The 16,145-nt window shown below is 66.4% G+C and carries 23 protein-coding genes; 9 read left to right on the top strand and 14 right to left on the bottom strand.

The features are described from left to right. Window positions 1-39: 39 nt before the first annotated feature. Genes EF888_RS17955 through nthA form a run of 3 tightly spaced genes read right to left on the bottom strand, consistent with a single transcriptional unit; the run spans window position 40 to window position 1,605 of the window. Entirely contained in the window at window positions 40-357 is a 318-nt protein-coding gene (locus tag EF888_RS17955; RefSeq protein WP_109759499.1) for a nitrile hydratase accessory protein, read from the bottom strand. Further along, entirely contained in the window at window positions 344-988 is a 645-nt protein-coding gene (gene nthB / locus EF888_RS17950) for a nitrile hydratase subunit beta (protein ID WP_109759500.1), read from the bottom strand. The genes EF888_RS17955 and nthB overlap by 14 nt, the downstream gene beginning before the upstream one ends. After that, complete coding sequence (nthA, locus tag EF888_RS17945; RefSeq protein WP_420902678.1) at window positions 988-1,605, bottom strand: nitrile hydratase subunit alpha; 618 nt, start codon at window positions 1,603-1,605, stop codon at window positions 988-990. Before nthA ends, nthB begins: the two co-directional genes overlap by 1 nt. Before the next feature lie 291 nt (window positions 1,606-1,896). Here nthA and EF888_RS17940 point away from each other — a divergent pair, with 291 nt between their 5' ends. The 4 genes from EF888_RS17940 (at window position 1,897) to EF888_RS17925 (ending at window position 4,609) form a co-directional block, all read left to right on the top strand. Next, entirely contained in the window at window positions 1,897-2,934 is a 1,038-nt protein-coding gene (locus EF888_RS17940; RefSeq protein ID WP_109759501.1) for an aldo/keto reductase, read from the top strand. After that, window positions 2,935-3,396, top strand: coding sequence for a HugZ family pyridoxamine 5'-phosphate oxidase (locus EF888_RS17935; RefSeq protein WP_109759502.1), 462 nt, complete (start codon window positions 2,935-2,937; stop codon window positions 3,394-3,396). Window positions 3,397-3,506: 110 nt separating this feature from the next. After that, the gene (locus EF888_RS17930) at window positions 3,507-3,839 is read left to right on the top strand and encodes a DMT family transporter (RefSeq protein ID WP_109759503.1); all 333 of its coding nucleotides are present in this window, start codon (window positions 3,507-3,509) and stop codon (window positions 3,837-3,839) included. Window positions 3,840-3,856: 17 nt separating this feature from the next. Further along, window positions 3,857-4,609, top strand: coding sequence for a DUF6782 family putative metallopeptidase (locus EF888_RS17925; RefSeq protein WP_109759504.1), 753 nt, complete (start codon window positions 3,857-3,859; stop codon window positions 4,607-4,609). Here the strand turns inward: EF888_RS17925 and EF888_RS17920 are convergent. The 6 genes from EF888_RS17920 to EF888_RS17895 all read right to left on the bottom strand — a co-directional run bounded on the left by EF888_RS17920 (window position 4,606) and on the right by EF888_RS17895 (window position 10,697). Beyond that, a complete protein-coding gene (locus tag EF888_RS17920) occupies window positions 4,606-5,283 on the bottom strand; it encodes a zinc metallopeptidase (RefSeq protein WP_206508361.1) in 678 nt (225 codons plus the stop codon). The two genes, EF888_RS17925 and EF888_RS17920, sit on opposite strands and share 4 nt — an antisense overlap. A 92-nt stretch (window positions 5,284-5,375) precedes the next feature. Continuing rightward, window positions 5,376-5,696: an antibiotic biosynthesis monooxygenase family protein gene (locus EF888_RS17915; RefSeq protein WP_109759506.1), complete on the bottom strand. Its 321-nt coding sequence runs from the start codon at window positions 5,694-5,696 to the stop codon at window positions 5,376-5,378. A gap of 51 nt (window positions 5,697-5,747) precedes the next feature. Beyond that, complete coding sequence (locus EF888_RS17910) at window positions 5,748-6,161, bottom strand: universal stress protein (RefSeq protein ID WP_109759507.1); 414 nt, start codon at window positions 6,159-6,161, stop codon at window positions 5,748-5,750. Window positions 6,162-6,276: 115 nt separating this feature from the next. Beyond that, window positions 6,277-8,511: a glycosyl hydrolase family 28-related protein gene (locus EF888_RS17905; RefSeq protein ID WP_338143038.1), complete on the bottom strand. Its 2,235-nt coding sequence runs from the start codon at window positions 8,509-8,511 to the stop codon at window positions 6,277-6,279. 96 nt (window positions 8,512-8,607) lie between these two features. Further along, complete coding sequence (locus EF888_RS17900; protein WP_109759508.1) at window positions 8,608-9,024, bottom strand: DUF4864 domain-containing protein; 417 nt, start codon at window positions 9,022-9,024, stop codon at window positions 8,608-8,610. Window positions 9,025-9,119: 95 nt separating this feature from the next. Further along, complete coding sequence (locus EF888_RS17895) at window positions 9,120-10,697, bottom strand: lysine--tRNA ligase (RefSeq protein WP_109759509.1); 1,578 nt, start codon at window positions 10,695-10,697, stop codon at window positions 9,120-9,122. A 44-nt stretch (window positions 10,698-10,741) separates the two neighbouring features. On the opposite strand from EF888_RS17895, the gene EF888_RS17890 reads away from it, so the two are divergent. Further along, the gene (locus EF888_RS17890) at window positions 10,742-11,206 is read left to right on the top strand and encodes a tellurite resistance TerB family protein (RefSeq protein ID WP_109759510.1); all 465 of its coding nucleotides are present in this window, start codon (window positions 10,742-10,744) and stop codon (window positions 11,204-11,206) included. Window positions 11,207-11,272: 66 nt separating this feature from the next. On the opposite strand, the gene EF888_RS17885 is transcribed toward EF888_RS17890, so the two are convergent. Further along, entirely contained in the window at window positions 11,273-11,530 is a 258-nt protein-coding gene (locus EF888_RS17885) for a hypothetical protein (protein WP_109759511.1), read from the bottom strand. A gap of 113 nt (window positions 11,531-11,643) precedes the next feature. Between EF888_RS17885 and EF888_RS17880 the strand changes: the two genes are divergently transcribed. Beyond that, on the top strand, window positions 11,644-11,829 hold the full coding sequence (locus EF888_RS17880) for a PLDc N-terminal domain-containing protein (RefSeq protein WP_109759512.1): 186 nt from the start codon (window positions 11,644-11,646) through the stop codon (window positions 11,827-11,829). A 68-nt stretch (window positions 11,830-11,897) separates the two neighbouring features. Here the strand turns inward: EF888_RS17880 and dacB are convergent, their stop codons facing one another. From dacB to EF888_RS17860, 4 genes are all read right to left on the bottom strand, one after another. Continuing rightward, entirely contained in the window at window positions 11,898-13,376 is a 1,479-nt protein-coding gene (gene dacB / locus EF888_RS17875) for a D-alanyl-D-alanine carboxypeptidase/D-alanyl-D-alanine endopeptidase (protein WP_109759513.1), read from the bottom strand. Between the two features lie 76 nt (window positions 13,377-13,452). After that, window positions 13,453-14,058 (bottom strand): nicotinate-nucleotide adenylyltransferase, encoded by a 606-nt coding sequence (locus EF888_RS17870; protein WP_109759514.1) that lies wholly within the window; start codon window positions 14,056-14,058, stop codon window positions 13,453-13,455. A 49-nt stretch (window positions 14,059-14,107) separates the two neighbouring features. Continuing rightward, window positions 14,108-14,680, bottom strand: coding sequence for a hypothetical protein (locus EF888_RS17865; protein WP_109759515.1), 573 nt, complete (start codon window positions 14,678-14,680; stop codon window positions 14,108-14,110). Between the two features lie 84 nt (window positions 14,681-14,764). Then, entirely contained in the window at window positions 14,765-15,028 is a 264-nt protein-coding gene (locus EF888_RS17860; RefSeq protein WP_109759516.1) for a hypothetical protein, read from the bottom strand. A gap of 65 nt (window positions 15,029-15,093) precedes the next feature. On the opposite strand from EF888_RS17860, the gene EF888_RS17855 reads away from it, so the two are divergent. The 3 genes from EF888_RS17855 to EF888_RS17845 are packed head-to-tail and all read left to right on the top strand — an operon-like array spanning window position 15,094 to window position 16,122. Then, window positions 15,094-15,363, top strand: coding sequence for a GlsB/YeaQ/YmgE family stress response membrane protein (locus EF888_RS17855; RefSeq protein ID WP_109759517.1), 270 nt, complete (start codon window positions 15,094-15,096; stop codon window positions 15,361-15,363). 49 nt (window positions 15,364-15,412) lie between these two features. After that, window positions 15,413-15,895, top strand: a complete 483-nt coding sequence (locus EF888_RS17850) for an NYN domain-containing protein (protein WP_109759518.1) — start codon at window positions 15,413-15,415, stop codon at window positions 15,893-15,895. After that, on the top strand, window positions 15,892-16,122 hold the full coding sequence (locus EF888_RS17845) for a DUF2442 domain-containing protein (RefSeq protein WP_109759686.1): 231 nt from the start codon (window positions 15,892-15,894) through the stop codon (window positions 16,120-16,122). Before EF888_RS17850 ends, EF888_RS17845 begins: the two co-directional genes overlap by 4 nt. Window positions 16,123-16,145: the final 23 nt, after the last annotated feature.

The following is a 16,145-nucleotide window of genomic DNA, read 5'->3' as shown; positions in this document are numbered from 1 at the left end:
CGATGGGGCGGGCCGGGCGCAATCGGGGGTCTGGGGTTCTCAGAGCGTGACGGGCTGTCCGTGGGGTGTGCGGAGGTAGGCGTCGCGCCATTCGGACTTGCGGTCGGAGAGCTGCGCGGGGTCGAGGGGCGCAAGGGATTCGAGCGCCTCGAGGGCGGCGAGGTAGTAGGTGTCTTCGGTGTCGGGCGCGCCTTGGACGGCGGCGCGGGCGAGGGCGGCGCCGAGGGCGTCGGCCCACTGCGCGGGTGTGGCGTGGCCCTCGTCGACCAGCGCGTGGGCGGCGGCGAGGGTCTGGGCGTGCCAGGGTTCGGCGAAGCGGTGGCCGAGGGGCGCGAAGGGGTCGTCAGGCGCGATCAAGGCAGGGCTCCCAGAGGTCGATGCGGACGGTGTCGCGCGGGTCGGCGCCGGTCCAGAGGTCTGGGGCGGCGAATTCGACGGTATAGAGGTGGTGGCCGATGTGCTCGCCGCGCGCGCCTGCGTCGGCGAAGAGGTGTGCGCCGTGATGATGGGTCACGGTGCCGGTCGCCGCGCGGGCGTAGGCGGGCAGGCGGCTGTGGCCCTCGGTCGGGCGGGCCGCCGTGGTGACGCGGTCGCCGACGCGGAAGAGGGGCTGGGTGTCAGCCTCGACGGCGAAGCTGCGGGCGAGGGCGCGCTGGCGGTCTTCGAGCGCGTCGACGGACTGGACCGGGGCCGGGTCGGCCGGGTCTTTCGCATGGCCCGAGACGAGTTCGGAGAGGCTGTAGACGCCCGCGTCGAGGCCGAGCGCCATCTCGTTGGCGTTCCACTTCTTGAAGTAGGGGACCGAGAGGTAGACGGCGGGCGGCATGTTTTCGAGCCCGTGACGGAACCAGTCGATGGTGATGCCGGGCACGGGGCAGAGCTTCGACAGCGCCCATTGCCGCCGTTCCCAGTCGTGTCGGAAGTCCGGCGAGGCGACGTCGATGGGGCCGAAGTCCTCTTTCCCGCCGAGATCCTGGGGGCCGTCCATCAGGCGGGCTCCACCGACAGGTCGCGCTGCGTGCCGATCATGGAATCGCGGGTGACGATGGCGGCGAGGTGGTCCTCGTCCCAGCCCTCGGTGCCTTTCGGGCGCTCGGGGATCACGAGATAGCGCAGTTCTGCGGTGGAATCCCAGACGCGGACGCCAACGTCCTCGGGGAGGGTTACGCCGAATTCATGCAGGACGACGCGGGGCTCCTTCACCGCGCGGGCGCGGTAGGCCGCCGAGCGGTACCAGATGGGCGACATGCCGAGGATCGAGAAAGGATAGCAGGAGCAGAGCGTGCAGACGACGAGGTTGTGGACCCCGGGCGTGTTCTCGACGGCCTTCAGGTGCTCGGTCGCGTGACCTTGGTAGCCGTAGTCCTTCACCACCTGACCCGCGTCGGACAGCAGCCGGTCGCGGAAGGCGGGGTCGGTCCAGGAGCGGGCGACGAGACGCGCGCCGCGCATCGGACCGATGCGTTCGGAATAGAGCTCGATCCAGTTGTCGATGGTCTCGCTCGCCACGAGGCCTTTCTCGACGAGTAGGCTTTCCAGCGCCTTGACGCGAAGGGCCGGGTCCGACGGCAGGTGGGCGTGAACCTCTCGGTGCGCGTGGGCGATCTTCTTGCTGTCGAACGTGGGCATCGAGGCACCTCCGGCGAGGAAGGTGACGCCGTGACGTGGGAGGGTCAAGGCGGGCGTTCATCCGTCCTTTGCCCTGGCCGGGCGATGGAGGTGCATGAAGAGCACCTGAGCGCCTCTGACGTCGACCTGCTGGCGCGAGGCGTCTGAGGTCGGAGGGGCCTGCCCCGTCCCGGCGTGCGTCGGGACTGCCCGGAGTATTTTGCGACAGAAGAAGAGTCGGGGCTCGCGCGATTGACTTCGTGTTGCGGCAGTCAGAGGCTTGGCCGCATGACGCGACCCGCCTCCACCCCCCGCTACACGCCCGCCGACGACCGCTATGACCGGATGGAGTATCGCCGCTGCGGTGCTTCGGGGTTGAAGCTGCCGGCGATCAGCCTTGGCCTCTGGCACAATTTCGGCGGCGACACGCCCCACGACGTCAAGCGCGCGATGTGCCGGAGGGCCTTCGACCTGGGCATCACGCACTTCGACCTGGCGAACAACTACGGGCCGCCGCCGGGCAGCGCCGAGGAGGCTTTCGGAGAGATTCTGGCGACGGACTTCGCGGGGTATCGCGACGAACTCGTGCTGTCGACCAAGGCTGGCTATGGCATGTGGCCGGGACCCTATGGCGAATGGGGCAGCCGGAAGTATCTGATCGCGTCGTGCGACCAGTCCCTGCGCCGGATGCGCGTCGATCACGTCGACATCTTCTATTCGCACCGCTTCGATCCCGAGACGCCGCTGGACGAGACCATGGGGGCGCTCGACTTCATCGTGCGGTCGGGGCGGGCGCGATATGCGGGGATCTCGTCCTATACGACGGAACAGACGCGGGAGGCGGTGGGGATCCTGGAGGCCCTCGGCACGCCCTGCCTGATCCACCAGCCGAGCTACAGCATGCTGAACCGCTGGACCGAGCGGGATGGGCTGTGGGCGGCGCTCGACGACCTTTGCGTGGGCTCCATCGCCTTCTCGCCCTTGGCGCAGGGGCTGCTGACGGGGCGCTATCTGGACGGCGTCCCGGGGGACAGCCGGGCGACGCAGGGCAAGTCGCTGAAGGAGGAGCATCTTGCACCGGGCATCGTCGATCGGCTGCGCGGACTGAACGACCTGGCGCGCGAACGGGGCCAGACGCTGGCTCAGATGGCGCTGGCCTGGATTCTGCGCGAGGGTCGCGCGACCTCGGCCCTGATCGGGGCGTCGCGGCCGACGCAGATCGAGGATTGCGTGGGCGCGGTCGGAGGGGCGCCGTTTTCGGGGGAGGACCTCGCCCGGATCGAGGAGCTGACGATGGAGGGTGCGCTTCTGGAGGCGCGGACCTGAATGGCGGGCGATCCCTTCCGGCCGGTCGACGAGGAGGCGCGGGGCCTGGCGCGGAGGTTGCGGGGCGAGGCGCGTCATGGGGCACTGGCGGTCCTGGAGCCGGACGGGCAACCGATGGTGTCGCGGGTGGCCCTTGCGCCCGAGGCAGGAGGCGGTTTCCTTGCTCTCGTCTCGGACCTCGCGCCGCACACCGCCGCGCTGAGGTCCGATCCGCGCGCGGGGCTGATGGTGGGCGAGCCGGGCCGGGGCGATCCGCTGGCGCATCCGAGGCTGTCGCTGAGGGTGACGGCCGCGTTCGTCGACAAGGCGGACTTCGCCGAGACCTACCTCGAGGCGCAGCCCAAGGCGCGGCTCTACATCGGGTTCGGGGACTTCCACATGGTGCGGCTGTCGCCGGTGTCGGCCCTGTTGAACGGAGGGTTCGGGCAGGCTTACAAGCTGACGCCGGTCGACCTTTCGTGAGCGGTTCACGGGCTTTTCACGCAGCGCGTGCCGCAGTTTGACAGCGACCGTCGGGAGGGCTGAGAGTGACCGCGACCGGACGCATTGCCGGTCTTCACGGATTTATTTCGATGACATTCGCAACCGGACTTTTCTTCGTCCTCTTCGCCGCGATGGTCGCGATCACGGGGGACAGCTTCATCAAGCTTGCCGCTGACAGGTCGGCTTTCCTGTCGCGGCCCATGATCCTGGGGATTGCGTTCTACGCCATCTCCGCAGTGCTTTGGTATGTAGCCATGCGCCACATCACGCTCGCGCAGGCCGCGGTCGCCTATTCCATGCTCACCCTGGTGGCGCTTTGCGTCATCGGCGCCGTCGTCTTCGACGAACCGCTTGCGATGCGGGATGCCGCGGGCGTGGGATGCGCGATTGCGGCCATGGCATTGATGGCGCAGCCAGCCTGATCGGATAGGATGGCGGCATGAGAGGTGCCGCCATCCTGTTGCTGGGGTTCTGCTGCGGAGCCGCAGACGCCGAGACCTGCATCGAATGGCCCTGGGCGGAAGAGGGACTTCCGCCCGCCATCGCGGCCGCGGCAAAGGCAGTGCTGGAGGCGTCTCCGCCGCTTTCCAGGGTGGCGGACGCGATCGGTCCGTCGCTTTGCGTCTCGGACGGGCCGGCAGAGGCGCACGGCACCTTCGACCGGGTGTCGAAGGCGATCTCATTGGCATCGGACCTGACTGCGGGCGAGGCGTCGGTGGTCCTGATCCACGAGTTGCGACACCTCGATCAGGCGACGCGCGGCGTCTGCCTGTCGCCCGACCTTTCGATGCGCGATTACGCCCGCGCCGTCTTCGCGCTCGAGGCGGACGCCATGGCCGTCGCGGCTCTGGTGGCATGGCGGATGAGGGGCGCGGAGGGAGGATCGGCCTTCGGAGCATTCTCGGCGTTCGACCTCAGCGCGGACATTGCGGCGGCCTTTGCGGCGGAAATGTCGAAGTCAGGCGACGACACCCAGGCGGCCGCCGCCGCCTTTGCCGCGTGGTACGGCTCGGAGGAGAGGCGGGAGCGCTACTATGTCTCGACCTGCGAGGCCTACCTCACGGACCGCGAGGATCGGAAGGTGACCAGCGGCACGCTGTCCCTCGACCCCGCGACACTGCGCGATCTCTGCGTCCTGCCGGACGGTAGTCCCTATGCGTGCGAGGAGCCCGCGCAGCCTTTGCCGCGCTAGCGGCGGCGGCTCATCAGAAGGTAGATGGCCCAGCTTCCGATCGCAGCGACGGCGGCGGCGACGTAGGTCCAGGCGGCGGCGCGGAGGACCTTGCGCGCGCCGTCCATCTCGCCCTCGCCGCGCAGGATGCCGAGGCCCTGAAGGTGGTTCAGCGCCCGTCGGCTGGCGTCGAACTCGACCGGCAGTGTCACGAGGGCGAAGAGCGACGAGGCGCCGAAGAGGATGGCGCCTGCCCACATCACGGCGGGCGACTGGATCAGCAGACCCCCGAAGAAGATGAGCGGTGCGATCGAGGAGCCGGCCTTGACGAGCGGCACGATGGCGGTCCGGAACTCCATCGGTGCATAGTCCTCGGCATCCTGGATGGCGTGGCCGGCCTCGTGCGCCGCAATGCCGGCGGCGGCGATGGTGCTTGCGCCGTAGACGGGCTCGGACAGGCGAAGGACCTGGGAGCGGGGATCGTAATGGTCGGACAGGACGCCGCGGACAGGTTCGATGCGGACCTGGCGCAGGCCTTTCGAATCGAGGACCATGCGCGCGACCTGCGCGCCGGTCAGGCCCTGCGAGAGCGGAACGCGGGAGAAGCGCGACACCGCGCCCTTCACCCAGGTCTGCGCGAGCCCCCCGAGGATCATGCCGGGAAGGATGAGAATCCACAGCAACGCGTTGTCCAAGCCGGCCTCCATCGTCGTCCTTCGAGCGACCTAGCACGATCCGGCCGAATGCCATCGCCTCTCGCGACGCCCTCGCAGAAGCTGCTGCGAGTTTAGGAAAAGACCGAGGCGACGTCGTACATCACCGGCTCGAAGCGCGAACAGAGCGACGCGATATGGCGGTTTCGCTGGCGCATCTCGTCGGACCGAAGCATGGCTTGGAAATGCTCGCGGGACGTCCACTGCGTGTAGTTCGCGATCCGGGTCTGCGCATCGTTGACGTGGAGACCCGAGCCGATGAAGCCCGGTTGCTTCGAGATGAAGTCGCGGTAGGCGTCTTCGAGCGCCTCGAGAAGGTCGGTGCAGGTGCCCGGCGAGCATTCGAAGGTGGTGATGACCGTCTGGCGGGCGCGGTCCGTGGTGATCTGCGGCATGGGCGATCCTCCTGCCCCTCAGCCTAGCACGGCAGAGACATGGGTCACGTTCTATCGCATGACATGGACGCAGCAGGCGGCGTGGCGTACCACCCGCGCGGCGGTCGAGCCGAGGAAGTAGTCGGACAGCCCCGGCTTGTGCGAGGCGATGACGATGACGTCGTTGCCGTGATCGCGGGCATACTCGACGATCTGCGTTCCGGGCGAGCCGTGGAGGATCACGGTCTTCACTTCCGACCCCGGACCGACGAAGCGCCGGAGGGCGGCCATCGCCTTGTCCGCCGCCATCTTCTCGTAGTCGGCCGCCGTGTCCGTCAGGCCAATGTAGCTGGGCGCGGGTTCGATCACCGTGAGCGCGGTGATGGAGGCGTTGGCGTCCTCTGCGAGGTGAAGCGCCATCTTGAGCGCATCGTCATGCTTCGTCCCATGCGACGGGTCGATCGGAACGAGAATGTTCTTGTACATCTGCTTCCCCTTCGGTTTCGCCGAAAGGAAAGCATGATGCGGAGGGCGTGTCCTTGATCTGCGTCAGATGGGACGGTCGACACGCGCTGTGACGTGGACACGTCCCTTGACTGGTTCAGGCCAAGTCAGCCGGATCTCGGTCTTCGACGGTCCGGCTTCGCAGATGACGTAGGGCATGGCAAAGACCGGAGCACCCCCCGTCTTCGTCACCGGGCCCTCGGCCGTAACCGACACCGCCTCTCGGGCGCGGCCGCCGAAGGGCAGCCAGGGCCCGGTTTCGATGGACCATGTCGTGGCCTCGGTCTCCTGGTCGAAGGCGAGCGTGACGGGGTTCTGCGTGACCTGCCCCACACCGTTGAAGGTGTTGCCGTCGAAAACGATGTTGCGCACGGAGCCATAGGCGAGAGGCGCCATGGCTGCGTCGACCTTCTCGACCCGGTCGGTGGTGCCGTTCAGCGACTTGAACACGTTGCCCGTGACCGAGAGGCCATGCAGGAAGTGTCCGCCGCCGTAGGGCTTGAGCACGATCCATGAACCAGCTCGCGGCGTCGTTGACCGTGAAGACGTTGCCGGTGAGAGACAGGCCGCCGAAGGAGTACTCGGACGAGAAATCGGGCGCGGCGTCGTGCTCGTTCGTCCACTCTATGAAGCAGTTGTCGATGTAGTTGCCGGTGACGACCGATTTCACGTTCGGCTCGGTGAAGACGAGGCCGGCGGCGCGGGGGCCGTCGGTCACGTTGTCGCCCTGGAACCAGTGGTTGCCGACGATCAGGTGGCCGTTGCCGTGCAGGATCATCGTGGTGCCGAAGCGCTGAAAGCGGCTGTCGCGGAGCTTGGCGTCGTTGGCCTTGACGTTCAGGGCGCGGCTGATGCGGGCGTCGGCGGCCACGGCCTGCTCATCGCTGGTGAAGTGGCAGCGGTCGATCTGGAGGTCCTGGCAGCCCGTGCCGTGGCTGGTGACGCCCCGGTCCCTGGGCTTGGTGACGAAGCTGTCCTTCAGGTGGAAGGTCTCGCCGGAGGGAGCGAGGAGGATGCCGGAGGCCACGCCCTGGCAGTGGATCTCGACGTCGGTGAGCGTGAACTTCGACAGCTTCGAGAAGCCCGAGAAGTCGAGGACGTAGCGGAAGCGGGTGAAGGTGTAGGTCTGACTCGCGGGGGCGGCATGGAGCGGCTGCGACAGCGTGACGGTGCCGGCGCCGACGTTCGTGGCCGCGACATAGACCTCGCGCCCGACGCCGGGGCCGGTGACGAGGCTGCCGACCTCGATGTTGGCGACGTTGGCGACGGCGGTCAGCGTGTGGGGCTGGGCGGCGTCGTAGGATGCTTGACTGGTGACGGTGCCGCTGTCCCATGCCGGGCCGGGGACGACGTTGAACTGGCCGTTGCGGATGACGCGGCGGATCTCGAAGGTGTCCTGTCCGGCAGCGGCGGCCATGTCGATCGGGCCCGTGACCTCGATCCGGCGGCCGCCCAGGTCGAAGCTTTCGTGGTCGGCGAAAGACAGGAGCGCCTGGAACCCTCGTCTGAAGCCCGTCTCTTCGTCGCCGAAGGCCGCGGCGTAGCTCGGAAGGTCGAAGTTGCGGCGCAGGATCAGCGCCTTGTGGGAGGGAAGGGTGACGGTGCCGGTAAAGCGGGCGGCGTATTCGAGGGTGATGTCGTCTGACAGGGCGTAGATGCCCTCGGGGATCAGGATGCCGCGTCCCAGGGCTGCGGCATTGGCGGCGAGGAAGGCGGCGGTGCAGTCGGTCACGCCGTCGCCCGCCGCGCCGTAGTCGCGGACGTCGACCCAGTCCATCATGGTGCGGTGGAAGACGTCGGTCGCGTCTTCGATGCGGATATCGTCGATGCGCACCACTCCACCCGTGGGGCCTGTAAGGTCGATCCCGATGTGGCCGTAGACGACGGGCGCGCCCCAGACCATGTCGACGCCGATGCGCGGGCCGGACCCGATGATGGCCGAGACCTCTGCCACCTCACCATAGGTGGACGGGATGGCGCTGGAGCCGGTCTCGACCAGTCCCGCGACGTGGACGTCCGAGCCGTCCGAGGCCCAGCCCGCGATGCGGATCGACGGGATCGGGCCGGAGATCGCCTTCATCCTTGCTGTCACGCGCAGGTAGCATCCGGGAAGGATGGGAGTTTCGCCCATCCAGCGCAGCTTCTGGACGCTGTCGGTCTTGAGAACCTCGAGGCAGGCGCCGAAGTCGGCGTCGCCGGGTACGACGGCGGCGGTTCCGACGCCATCATATGTGGTGGAGCCCGGCGTGCCGTCGCCCGCGGACCAGACAGCCAGACCGGCTGAGAAGGAGGGCGGCATCAGAACCAGCCCGTCGGTGATGACCTTGTTCATTCCATTGACCCTTTATCGCGATGCGCGTTTGGGACGGGAAGCTAGGAATGGCTCGTTAAGCGTCGCACAACAGGGCGTTCGGTGCGGTCCCGCTTTTCAGGCCCCGACACCCGGCGGGCGCAAAAGCTGGACCCCGTTGATCTTCCAGCCGTCGTCGGTCTGGATCATTTCGTAGTCGAGGACGTGGAAGGCACCCGCGCCGTCGCGGACCATGACTTTCTGCCAGGTCTTGCCGTCGATCTCGCGCAGTTCGAGAAACCGCGTCTCGTCGGGTGCCCAGACCATGGGATAGCCGTTGCGGACCATGTCGCCGAACGTCTCCGCGGTGCCGAAGCGGCCCTGGATCATGGGCGAGGCAAAGCTGAAGGCGGTCGTAGGATCCTCGGCGAGGAAGGCGTCCATCTGGGACCCGATGACGCCGCGGATCTCGGGGTCTTCGGGAAGGGTCGTGTCCGCGCGGAGAGGACCCGCGACGACGAGAAGCAGAAACGCGATGCGAAGGAGGTTGGTCATGTCCGTCTCCTGTCTGTTCGACAGGATATACGACCGGAGGTCCGGGAAAGTTCACAAGCGGGGGATCAATTCCGCGTCCCTGGACCGGGACCGCCTCAGCCCAGCTCGCCTGCAAGCCCCCTGTCGATCAGCGCCACGGTCTCGTCGATGCCATAGAGCGCGATGAACCCGCCGAAGCGCGGTCCCTGGCTGGCGCCCAGAAGAACCTCGTAAAGCGCCTTGAACCAGTCGCGCAGAGGTTCGAACCCGTGATCCTTGCCCACCGCGAAGACCATGGTCTGAAGCTCCTCGGGATCGGTCCCGCCGGTCCACTCCTGCAGCTTCGCCTTCAGATCCTCCAGCGCCGCACGCTCGCGGGCGTCGGGGGCGCGGAAACTGCGCTCGGGCTTCACGAAGTCGTTGAAATAGCGCACCGCGTGACCCACGGCGGCGTCGAGATCGGGATGCGTCGCGGCCGAGGCATCCGGCGCGTATCGGCGGATGAAGCCCCAGAGCGTCCCCTTGTCCTCGGCGCCCGAAACGCTGGCGAGGTTCAGAAGCATGGCAAAGGGCACGACCATGTTCGAGGCCGGAACCTTGCCGTTGTGGATATGGTGGACGGGGTTTGCCAGCTTGCCCGCCGCGTCCTGCTCGGGATAGGCGCGAAGCTGCTGGTGGTATTCGTCCACGGCCTTCGGAATGACATCGAAGAACAAACGTTTCGCCGTCTTCGGTTTCTGGAACATGAAATACGACAGGCTTTCGGACGAGGCGTAGGTCAGCCACTCGTCGATCGAGATGCCGTTGCCCGAGGATTTGGAAATCTTCTGCCCCTTGTCGTCGAGGAAAAGCTCGTAGGTGAAGTGTTCCGGGGCGCGGCCGCCCAGGATCTCGCAGATCGAGTCGTAGATGGGCGTGTTGGTCGAATGGTCCTTGCCGTACATCTCGAAGTCGACGTCGAGCGCGGCCCACCGGGCGCCGAAGTCAGGCTTCCACTGAAGCTTCACGTTGCCGCCCGTGACCGGAACAGTCCATTCCCGGCCGCTGTCGTCGTCAAAGGTGATGGTGCCGTCGCGGGCGCTGATCTCCTTCAGGGGAACGTACATGACGCGGCCGGTCTCGGGGTGGAGCGGAAGGAAGATAGAATACGTCTGCTGCCGCTCGTCCCGCAGCGATTTCAGCATCACCGCCATCAGGTCGTCGTAGCGTTCGACCGCCCTCAGCAACGTCTCGTCGAACTGGCCTGACTTGTAGAAGTCCGTCGCGGAGTAGAACTCGTACTCGAACCCGAAGGTATCGAGAAAACGGCGCAGCATCGCGTTGTTGTGGTGGCCGAAGCTTTCGAACTCGCCGAACGGATCGGGCACGCTGGTGAGGGGCTTCTGGAGATGTTCGCGCAGCATCTCCTGGTTCGGGACGTTGCCGGGGATCTTGCGCATTCCGTCCATGTCGTCGGAGAAGCAGATCATTCGCGTCGGGATGTCGCTGATCGTCTCGAAGGCGCGGCGGATCATCGTGGTGCGCAGCACTTCGCCGAAGGTCCCGATGTGCGGCAGACCCGAAGGTCCGTAGCCCGTTTCGAAGAGCACATATCCCTTAGCGGGGGCGCCGGATTCGTAGCGTTTCAGCAGCCGCCGCGCCTCTTCGAAAGGCCAGGCCTTCGAGGTCATCGCGGCGTCACGCATGTCGGTCATGTTGGGGATCCCTGGGTCGAAGCCCGCGTGTCCTATTGCGACCCATGCGCGAGGTCAATAAATTCTGGGCCAACGCATCAAAGGAACAGCCTGTGCCCCTGACCGATTTCACACCCGAGGACACCCTCATCGCTCTCATGATCTCGGTTTCCGCGTCGGACGAGACGATCCGGACGTCGGAGCTGATTTCGATCGAGCGGATGGTGAACCACCTGCCGGTCTTCAGCGGGTATGACATGGACCGCATCCGCGAGGTGTCGAACCGTCTTTTCGGCATCCTTGCCGACGAAGACGGGCTTGACGACCTGTGGGCGACGGTGCGGCGGACGCTTCCCGAACGGCTCTTCGACACGGCTTACGCGATGGCGTGCGATGTCGCGGCCGCGGACGGCGCCGCGCGCGAGGGAGAGCTGCGGTTTCTCGAGGAAATGCGGTATGAGCTGAACCTCGACCGTTTGCTTGCCGCCGCAATCGAGGCAGGAGCGAGGGCGCGTCACCGGAAGCTCTAGTCCCGCCCCTGAACAGAAAAGACGGCCCTGATGGCCGTCTTCCTGTCGTACCGGGTGAGGGAGGTGTCAGTTGGTTGCGCCTTCCTCGGTCGCTTCTTCTTCAGGCGACTGGACATCGACGGTCGGGACCTCGACGTCGACCTCTTCGGTGCCGACGTTAATGTCACCGACTTCGGTCTCGGTCTCGGGCAGCTGACCGCCTTCGACGCTTACATCTACGTCAGGCATCGCACCTTCTTGCGTCTGATCGACGTCCACGAAGTAGATTCCGAACGCCACGAGAAGAGCGATGGCGATAGCACCCAGAACATATCCGAGTTTCATTGGTGTCTCCTTTTCAATCCGCGGAACAACACGGCTCGGGCCGAGCCGTTCCATAGATTTTTCGGGAACTCATCGGCGGGCGGGATGTTTCATTGTCGAAAGGAGACACCGCCATGGAATATGGACTTCTCGGAATTATCGTCCTGATCGCGGATATTTACGCGATCTACAAAGTTCTGACGAGCGGGGCCTCGGTCCTTGCCAAAATACTCTGGACCGCACTGATCCTGATCCTGCCCGTCGTGGGCTTCATCATCTGGCTCATCGCAGGTCCGCGCGGCTCGTCCGCGACGGTGTAACAGTTCAAGAGTTGATGGTTTATCGAGTACGGGGCGGTCCTTCGGGGGCCGCCCCTTTCCGTTTGAGCTCAGGCGTAGAGCCTGACCCAGTCGCGTATCAGCTCTTTCTGAAGCTGCCGCGAGCGCGTTGCCCACCCTTTCGACCCCTGCGGTCTTTCCCGCTCTTCCCGCGGCACCGCGTCGCGCCGCGCGTTGTCCGCGGTCATGATCGAGAAGACGAGGGTGCGGCCTCCGGCGACGAGAATGTAGCCGGCGAGGGCGCTGACGAAGTTCAGCGTCCCGGTCTTGGCATGGACGATCACACCCGGCGGAGCGGGTCGAGCCTTGTCCAGAGACAGGTTTACGGTCTTGAGCAGGGGGGCGAGACGCGGATTTGCGGCCAGGACGCGAACCATGCCCTGGGCCGGAAGGACCGTGTCATAGCCGAGGCCCGAGTGATCACCCAGCATCGCGCCCTTTACGCCGAAGTTTATCAACGCCCAGGACTGCATGGCGGCGGCGGACTGGGCGAGGGTCTGGGGCGATGCGCCCCCGGCCTGGCTTGCGGCAAGGCCCACGACCTCGGCCGTCAGGTTCGTGGAATACGTCAGCATGTCGGACAGGACGGGCTCGAGCGGGTCGCTTTCGATGGTGGCCACGACCGTGCCTTCCGGCGGTGCATCGATCACCTCGGCGTTGCCGAGGAGGATGCCGTTCGAGCGGGCGAGCGTGCGGAAGACGTCGCCCGCGTACCATTCGGGAAAGCGTACCGGCAGCCAACGCGCGCCATCCTGGCCGAGTGCGCCGCGCGCGACCGACCAGTAATCCCGACGCGAGCCGGCCCGGTAGTCGAAGACGGGCGCCTTGCGATCGATGATGGTCATGGTCGCCACGTCCGTCGCCGGACTGAAGTTCCGGGCACGTGCGTGCATGGTCACGAGGTAGTCGTCCTGCTGCCTTTGCCACTGGAAGTGAACGCGGTTGTAATTGAGATTCAGGCCGCCGAATGACGGGTTGTAGCTCACGATCTCGGGCTGTTCGTCGTCAATGCGGTCTGCCGTCGGCAAGGCGCCCGGCCACAGAAGGTAACGGCCTTTCACCTCGTGCAGCCCGGATTCCCGCATCGCCTTGGCCAGGTCGGCGAGGCGATCGGTGTCGAGCGTGGGATCTCCCCCGCCGACCAGGACGAGGTCGCCGTCGAGCCGGCCATCGACGATGGGTCCGGTGGCGATCACCTGCGTCTTGAAGCGGTAGGCCGACCCCAGTCGGTCGAGGCCGTAAAGCGCCGTCAGCACCTTGAGCGTGGAGGCGGGCGGCATCGGCTCGCCGCCGAGGCGCGCCTCGAGGATTTCGCCCGTGCCCGCGTCGGCGACGGCAAAGGCGACCTTTCCGCCAAGGTTCGCCTTCTGCACCAGAGCCTCGCTCTGCGGGATGCGGGGCGGGGGAACCGGGGCCATGCCGCGCGGAAGCGGCCTTTGAGTGGCGAGGGGCGCTTCAGCCAGAGCGGCGCTGGCCGCACCGGACAGAAGGCCGGCCAGAAGGAGGCGGCGCGTGACGTTACTGCTCATGCGAAACCTTGTAGGCCGCCCGTGGCGAGGCACAAGCGGGAGACGGCAGGACCAGCGGAATTGTGACCGGAGCGACTCAGCGCCTTGACCAGTGGCCTTCGGCTCGGATTCGGGTCGAGGACTGGTCGCTCATGGGTACGTTGAGAAAGACCCAGGCGGGCGGCGTTGCGGCGCAGAGGCGCATGGCGTCGCGGGGTCTGAGTCGGTGCGACGAAAAGATGCGCGCCGCCCGCGACATGCGGGCCGAGATTCGCTGTCCGGGGCGGGCGATGACGCCCAGGGGGACGAGGGCGAGGATGTCTCGCCAGTTCTCCCACTTGTGGAAGTCGGCGAGGTTGTCGGCGCCCATCAGCCAAACGAAGCGCACGCCGGGGTAAGCTTGGGTCAAGGCGCGCAGCGTGGCATGGGTGTAGCGGGTGCCGAAGCGCGCCTCGAGATCGGTGATGCGGACGCGGGGGTGGGACATCACCTCGCGGGCGCGCCGGATGCGGTCGGCCATCGGGGCCGGGCCTTCGGTCTTGAGCGGGTTGCCGGGCGAGACGAGCCACCAGACTTCGTCCAGCCCGAACCGCTTCAGCGCCTCGCGCGTGATGAGAGCATGCCCTGCGTGGGCAGGGTCGAACGACCCGCCGAGAAGACCGATGCACATCCCCGGTCGGACAGGCGGAAACCCTTCGCGCATGACGAAGAGGTGTCCGCTGCCGCACCGTTTGTCCAGCGGAATCCGGGGACTAGAGCGGCTCGGCCGGGACCTCGGAGCCCTCGAAGGGGTCGAGAGATCCGGCATTCGCCATCATCATCTCCTGGCAGGCCAGCATCTCGGCCACGGCCTGGGAGTTGTTCTGGAAGGCGAGGTTCGCGACCTCTACCCCGTCATGGCGGACCTTGACGCCGTTCATCTGCGCGAACTCGTGCAGGAAGGCCGAGGCGCGTTCTCCCTCGACCGGGACGGATAGGACCAGGCTGGGCAGGATGTCGTTCCAGAGATAGCCCATGCCGTCGCCGGACCAGGGCTCTTCGGCGCCGAAGGCGACCTCCATGTCGTAGGCTTCGCCGTCCTCGACCGACCCCCACTTCAGGTTGCCGATGATGAACTGGACGTTCTGCGCCCGGTTGTTGAACTGGAAACGGACGACGAAGTCATTCTCGAAGGCGGCGAGGATGAAGCAGCTATCGCCGATGGTACGGTCCACCGCGACGTTCCAGCCGCCGACATTCGAGGATGCCCAAGGAACCGTTTCCTGAGCGCTCGCGCCGGTTACGGTCAGGATGGCGCACAGCGCGCCAGAAGCAATCTTTAACATACAAAGCCCCCCAGCTTACGGGAGAAGCCTAGCACGGATTCGCCGGAAGTGGCGTCACAAGACTGTTTCGGTATCGCGTCGGTATCACGTCGGTATCGCGTCGGTGCCGGAGGGGTGGCGGGCGAGGATGCGGAAGCGGCCATCCTTGACGTCCACACGCCACGACTTGGTCGGAATACGCGTCCCTGCCGACGTCTCGTAGGGCAGCGTGACGAGACGGTCGCCTGTGAGCGAACCCGTCGTGCGCGACAGGTCGGCGAAGTCGACGACGACGTCGGGGCCGTCTCCCGAGACGGTGCCGGTCGCGCCGGGATAGAGGTGGCTGCCGCTGGCGGAAAGATGCATCATGAGGTGGGAAACTATCCGTCGCGCCCCATGTTGGTCGAGTCGGGGACGATGGAGAGGTATTCGAGATGGAAGGACTGCTACAAGGGCTGGGGGTGACCGCGTTGGTGATCCTCGCCATCATCGGCGCGCTTGCGGGAGCGATCGCCGGTCGGGTCGCGGGAAAAAATACGGCGGGCTATATCCTGCTGGGGATCGTGGGGGCCTTGCTGCTTCCGTTCATTCTGGCGGCCCTGGGCGTCACGGCCATCGCGGCAGGCGGGATCCTGGTGCTGGCCCTGGTGGCCTTGGCGGGCGCGGTGATCGTGCTGATCATCGGCCGGGCGATCATGAAGTAGACGCAAGGCGGCACTTGATCGGGAAACGTCCTCGGTTAGGCTGCGCCTTATGGTTGAAATCGCCGTCCTTGCCGCTGTTGCGGCGCTTCTCATCCTTGTCTTCCGCAAGCGGCCCGAGCGGACGCCGAAAGGCAACTGGATCGTCGTCGACGGCTCGAACGTCCTCTACTGGGATCGCGACACGCCCGACCTCGCCAGTGTGGGCCACGTCCTGTCGATCCTGAAAGCCGAGGGCTATGACCCGCTGGTCTGGTTCGACGCCAACGTCGGCTACCTGATCGGCACGAAGTGGATGGGGCCGGGGCCATTGGCCGAGCGCCTGGGACTGTCGCGCGAGCATGTGTTCGTCGCCGAGAAGGGGACGCCGGCGGATCCGCTGCTGCTTGAACGGGCCGAGAAGCTGGGCGCGCGCGTTGTCACGAACGACAAGTACCGGGATTGGGTGGAGCGGTTTCCGCGCGTTCAGGAGGAGGGGTTCCTGGTGCGGGGGTTCATCAGCCGGGACGAGGTGGGGCTGGAGTGGGAGCGGTGAGGGTTTTGGCCGAAAGGGTCTGGTTCGATGAGGGCGCGATGTGGGTCGCGCTGGCTGACGGGCGCGTGCTGGGCGTGCCGCTTGCATGGTTCCCGCGGTTGGCCGGTGCGAGCGCAGCGGAGCGAGCAGCGGTGGAGATCACGCCGTTCGGGTTGCACTGGGCGGCGCTGGACGAGGACGTGTCGGTGGACGGATTGCTCGCCGGAAGGATGGGGAAGTTTGCTTAGGCGAGTGGCGAGATGAGTCCTGC

The sequence above is a fragment of the Silicimonas algicola genome (genome assembly GCF_003970735.1).
In the GTDB taxonomy this organism is placed as follows: domain Bacteria; phylum Pseudomonadota; class Alphaproteobacteria; order Rhodobacterales; family Rhodobacteraceae; genus Silicimonas; species Silicimonas algicola.
Note: the sequence above shows the minus strand (reverse complement) of the source record. Positions and strands in the feature narration are given on the sequence as shown.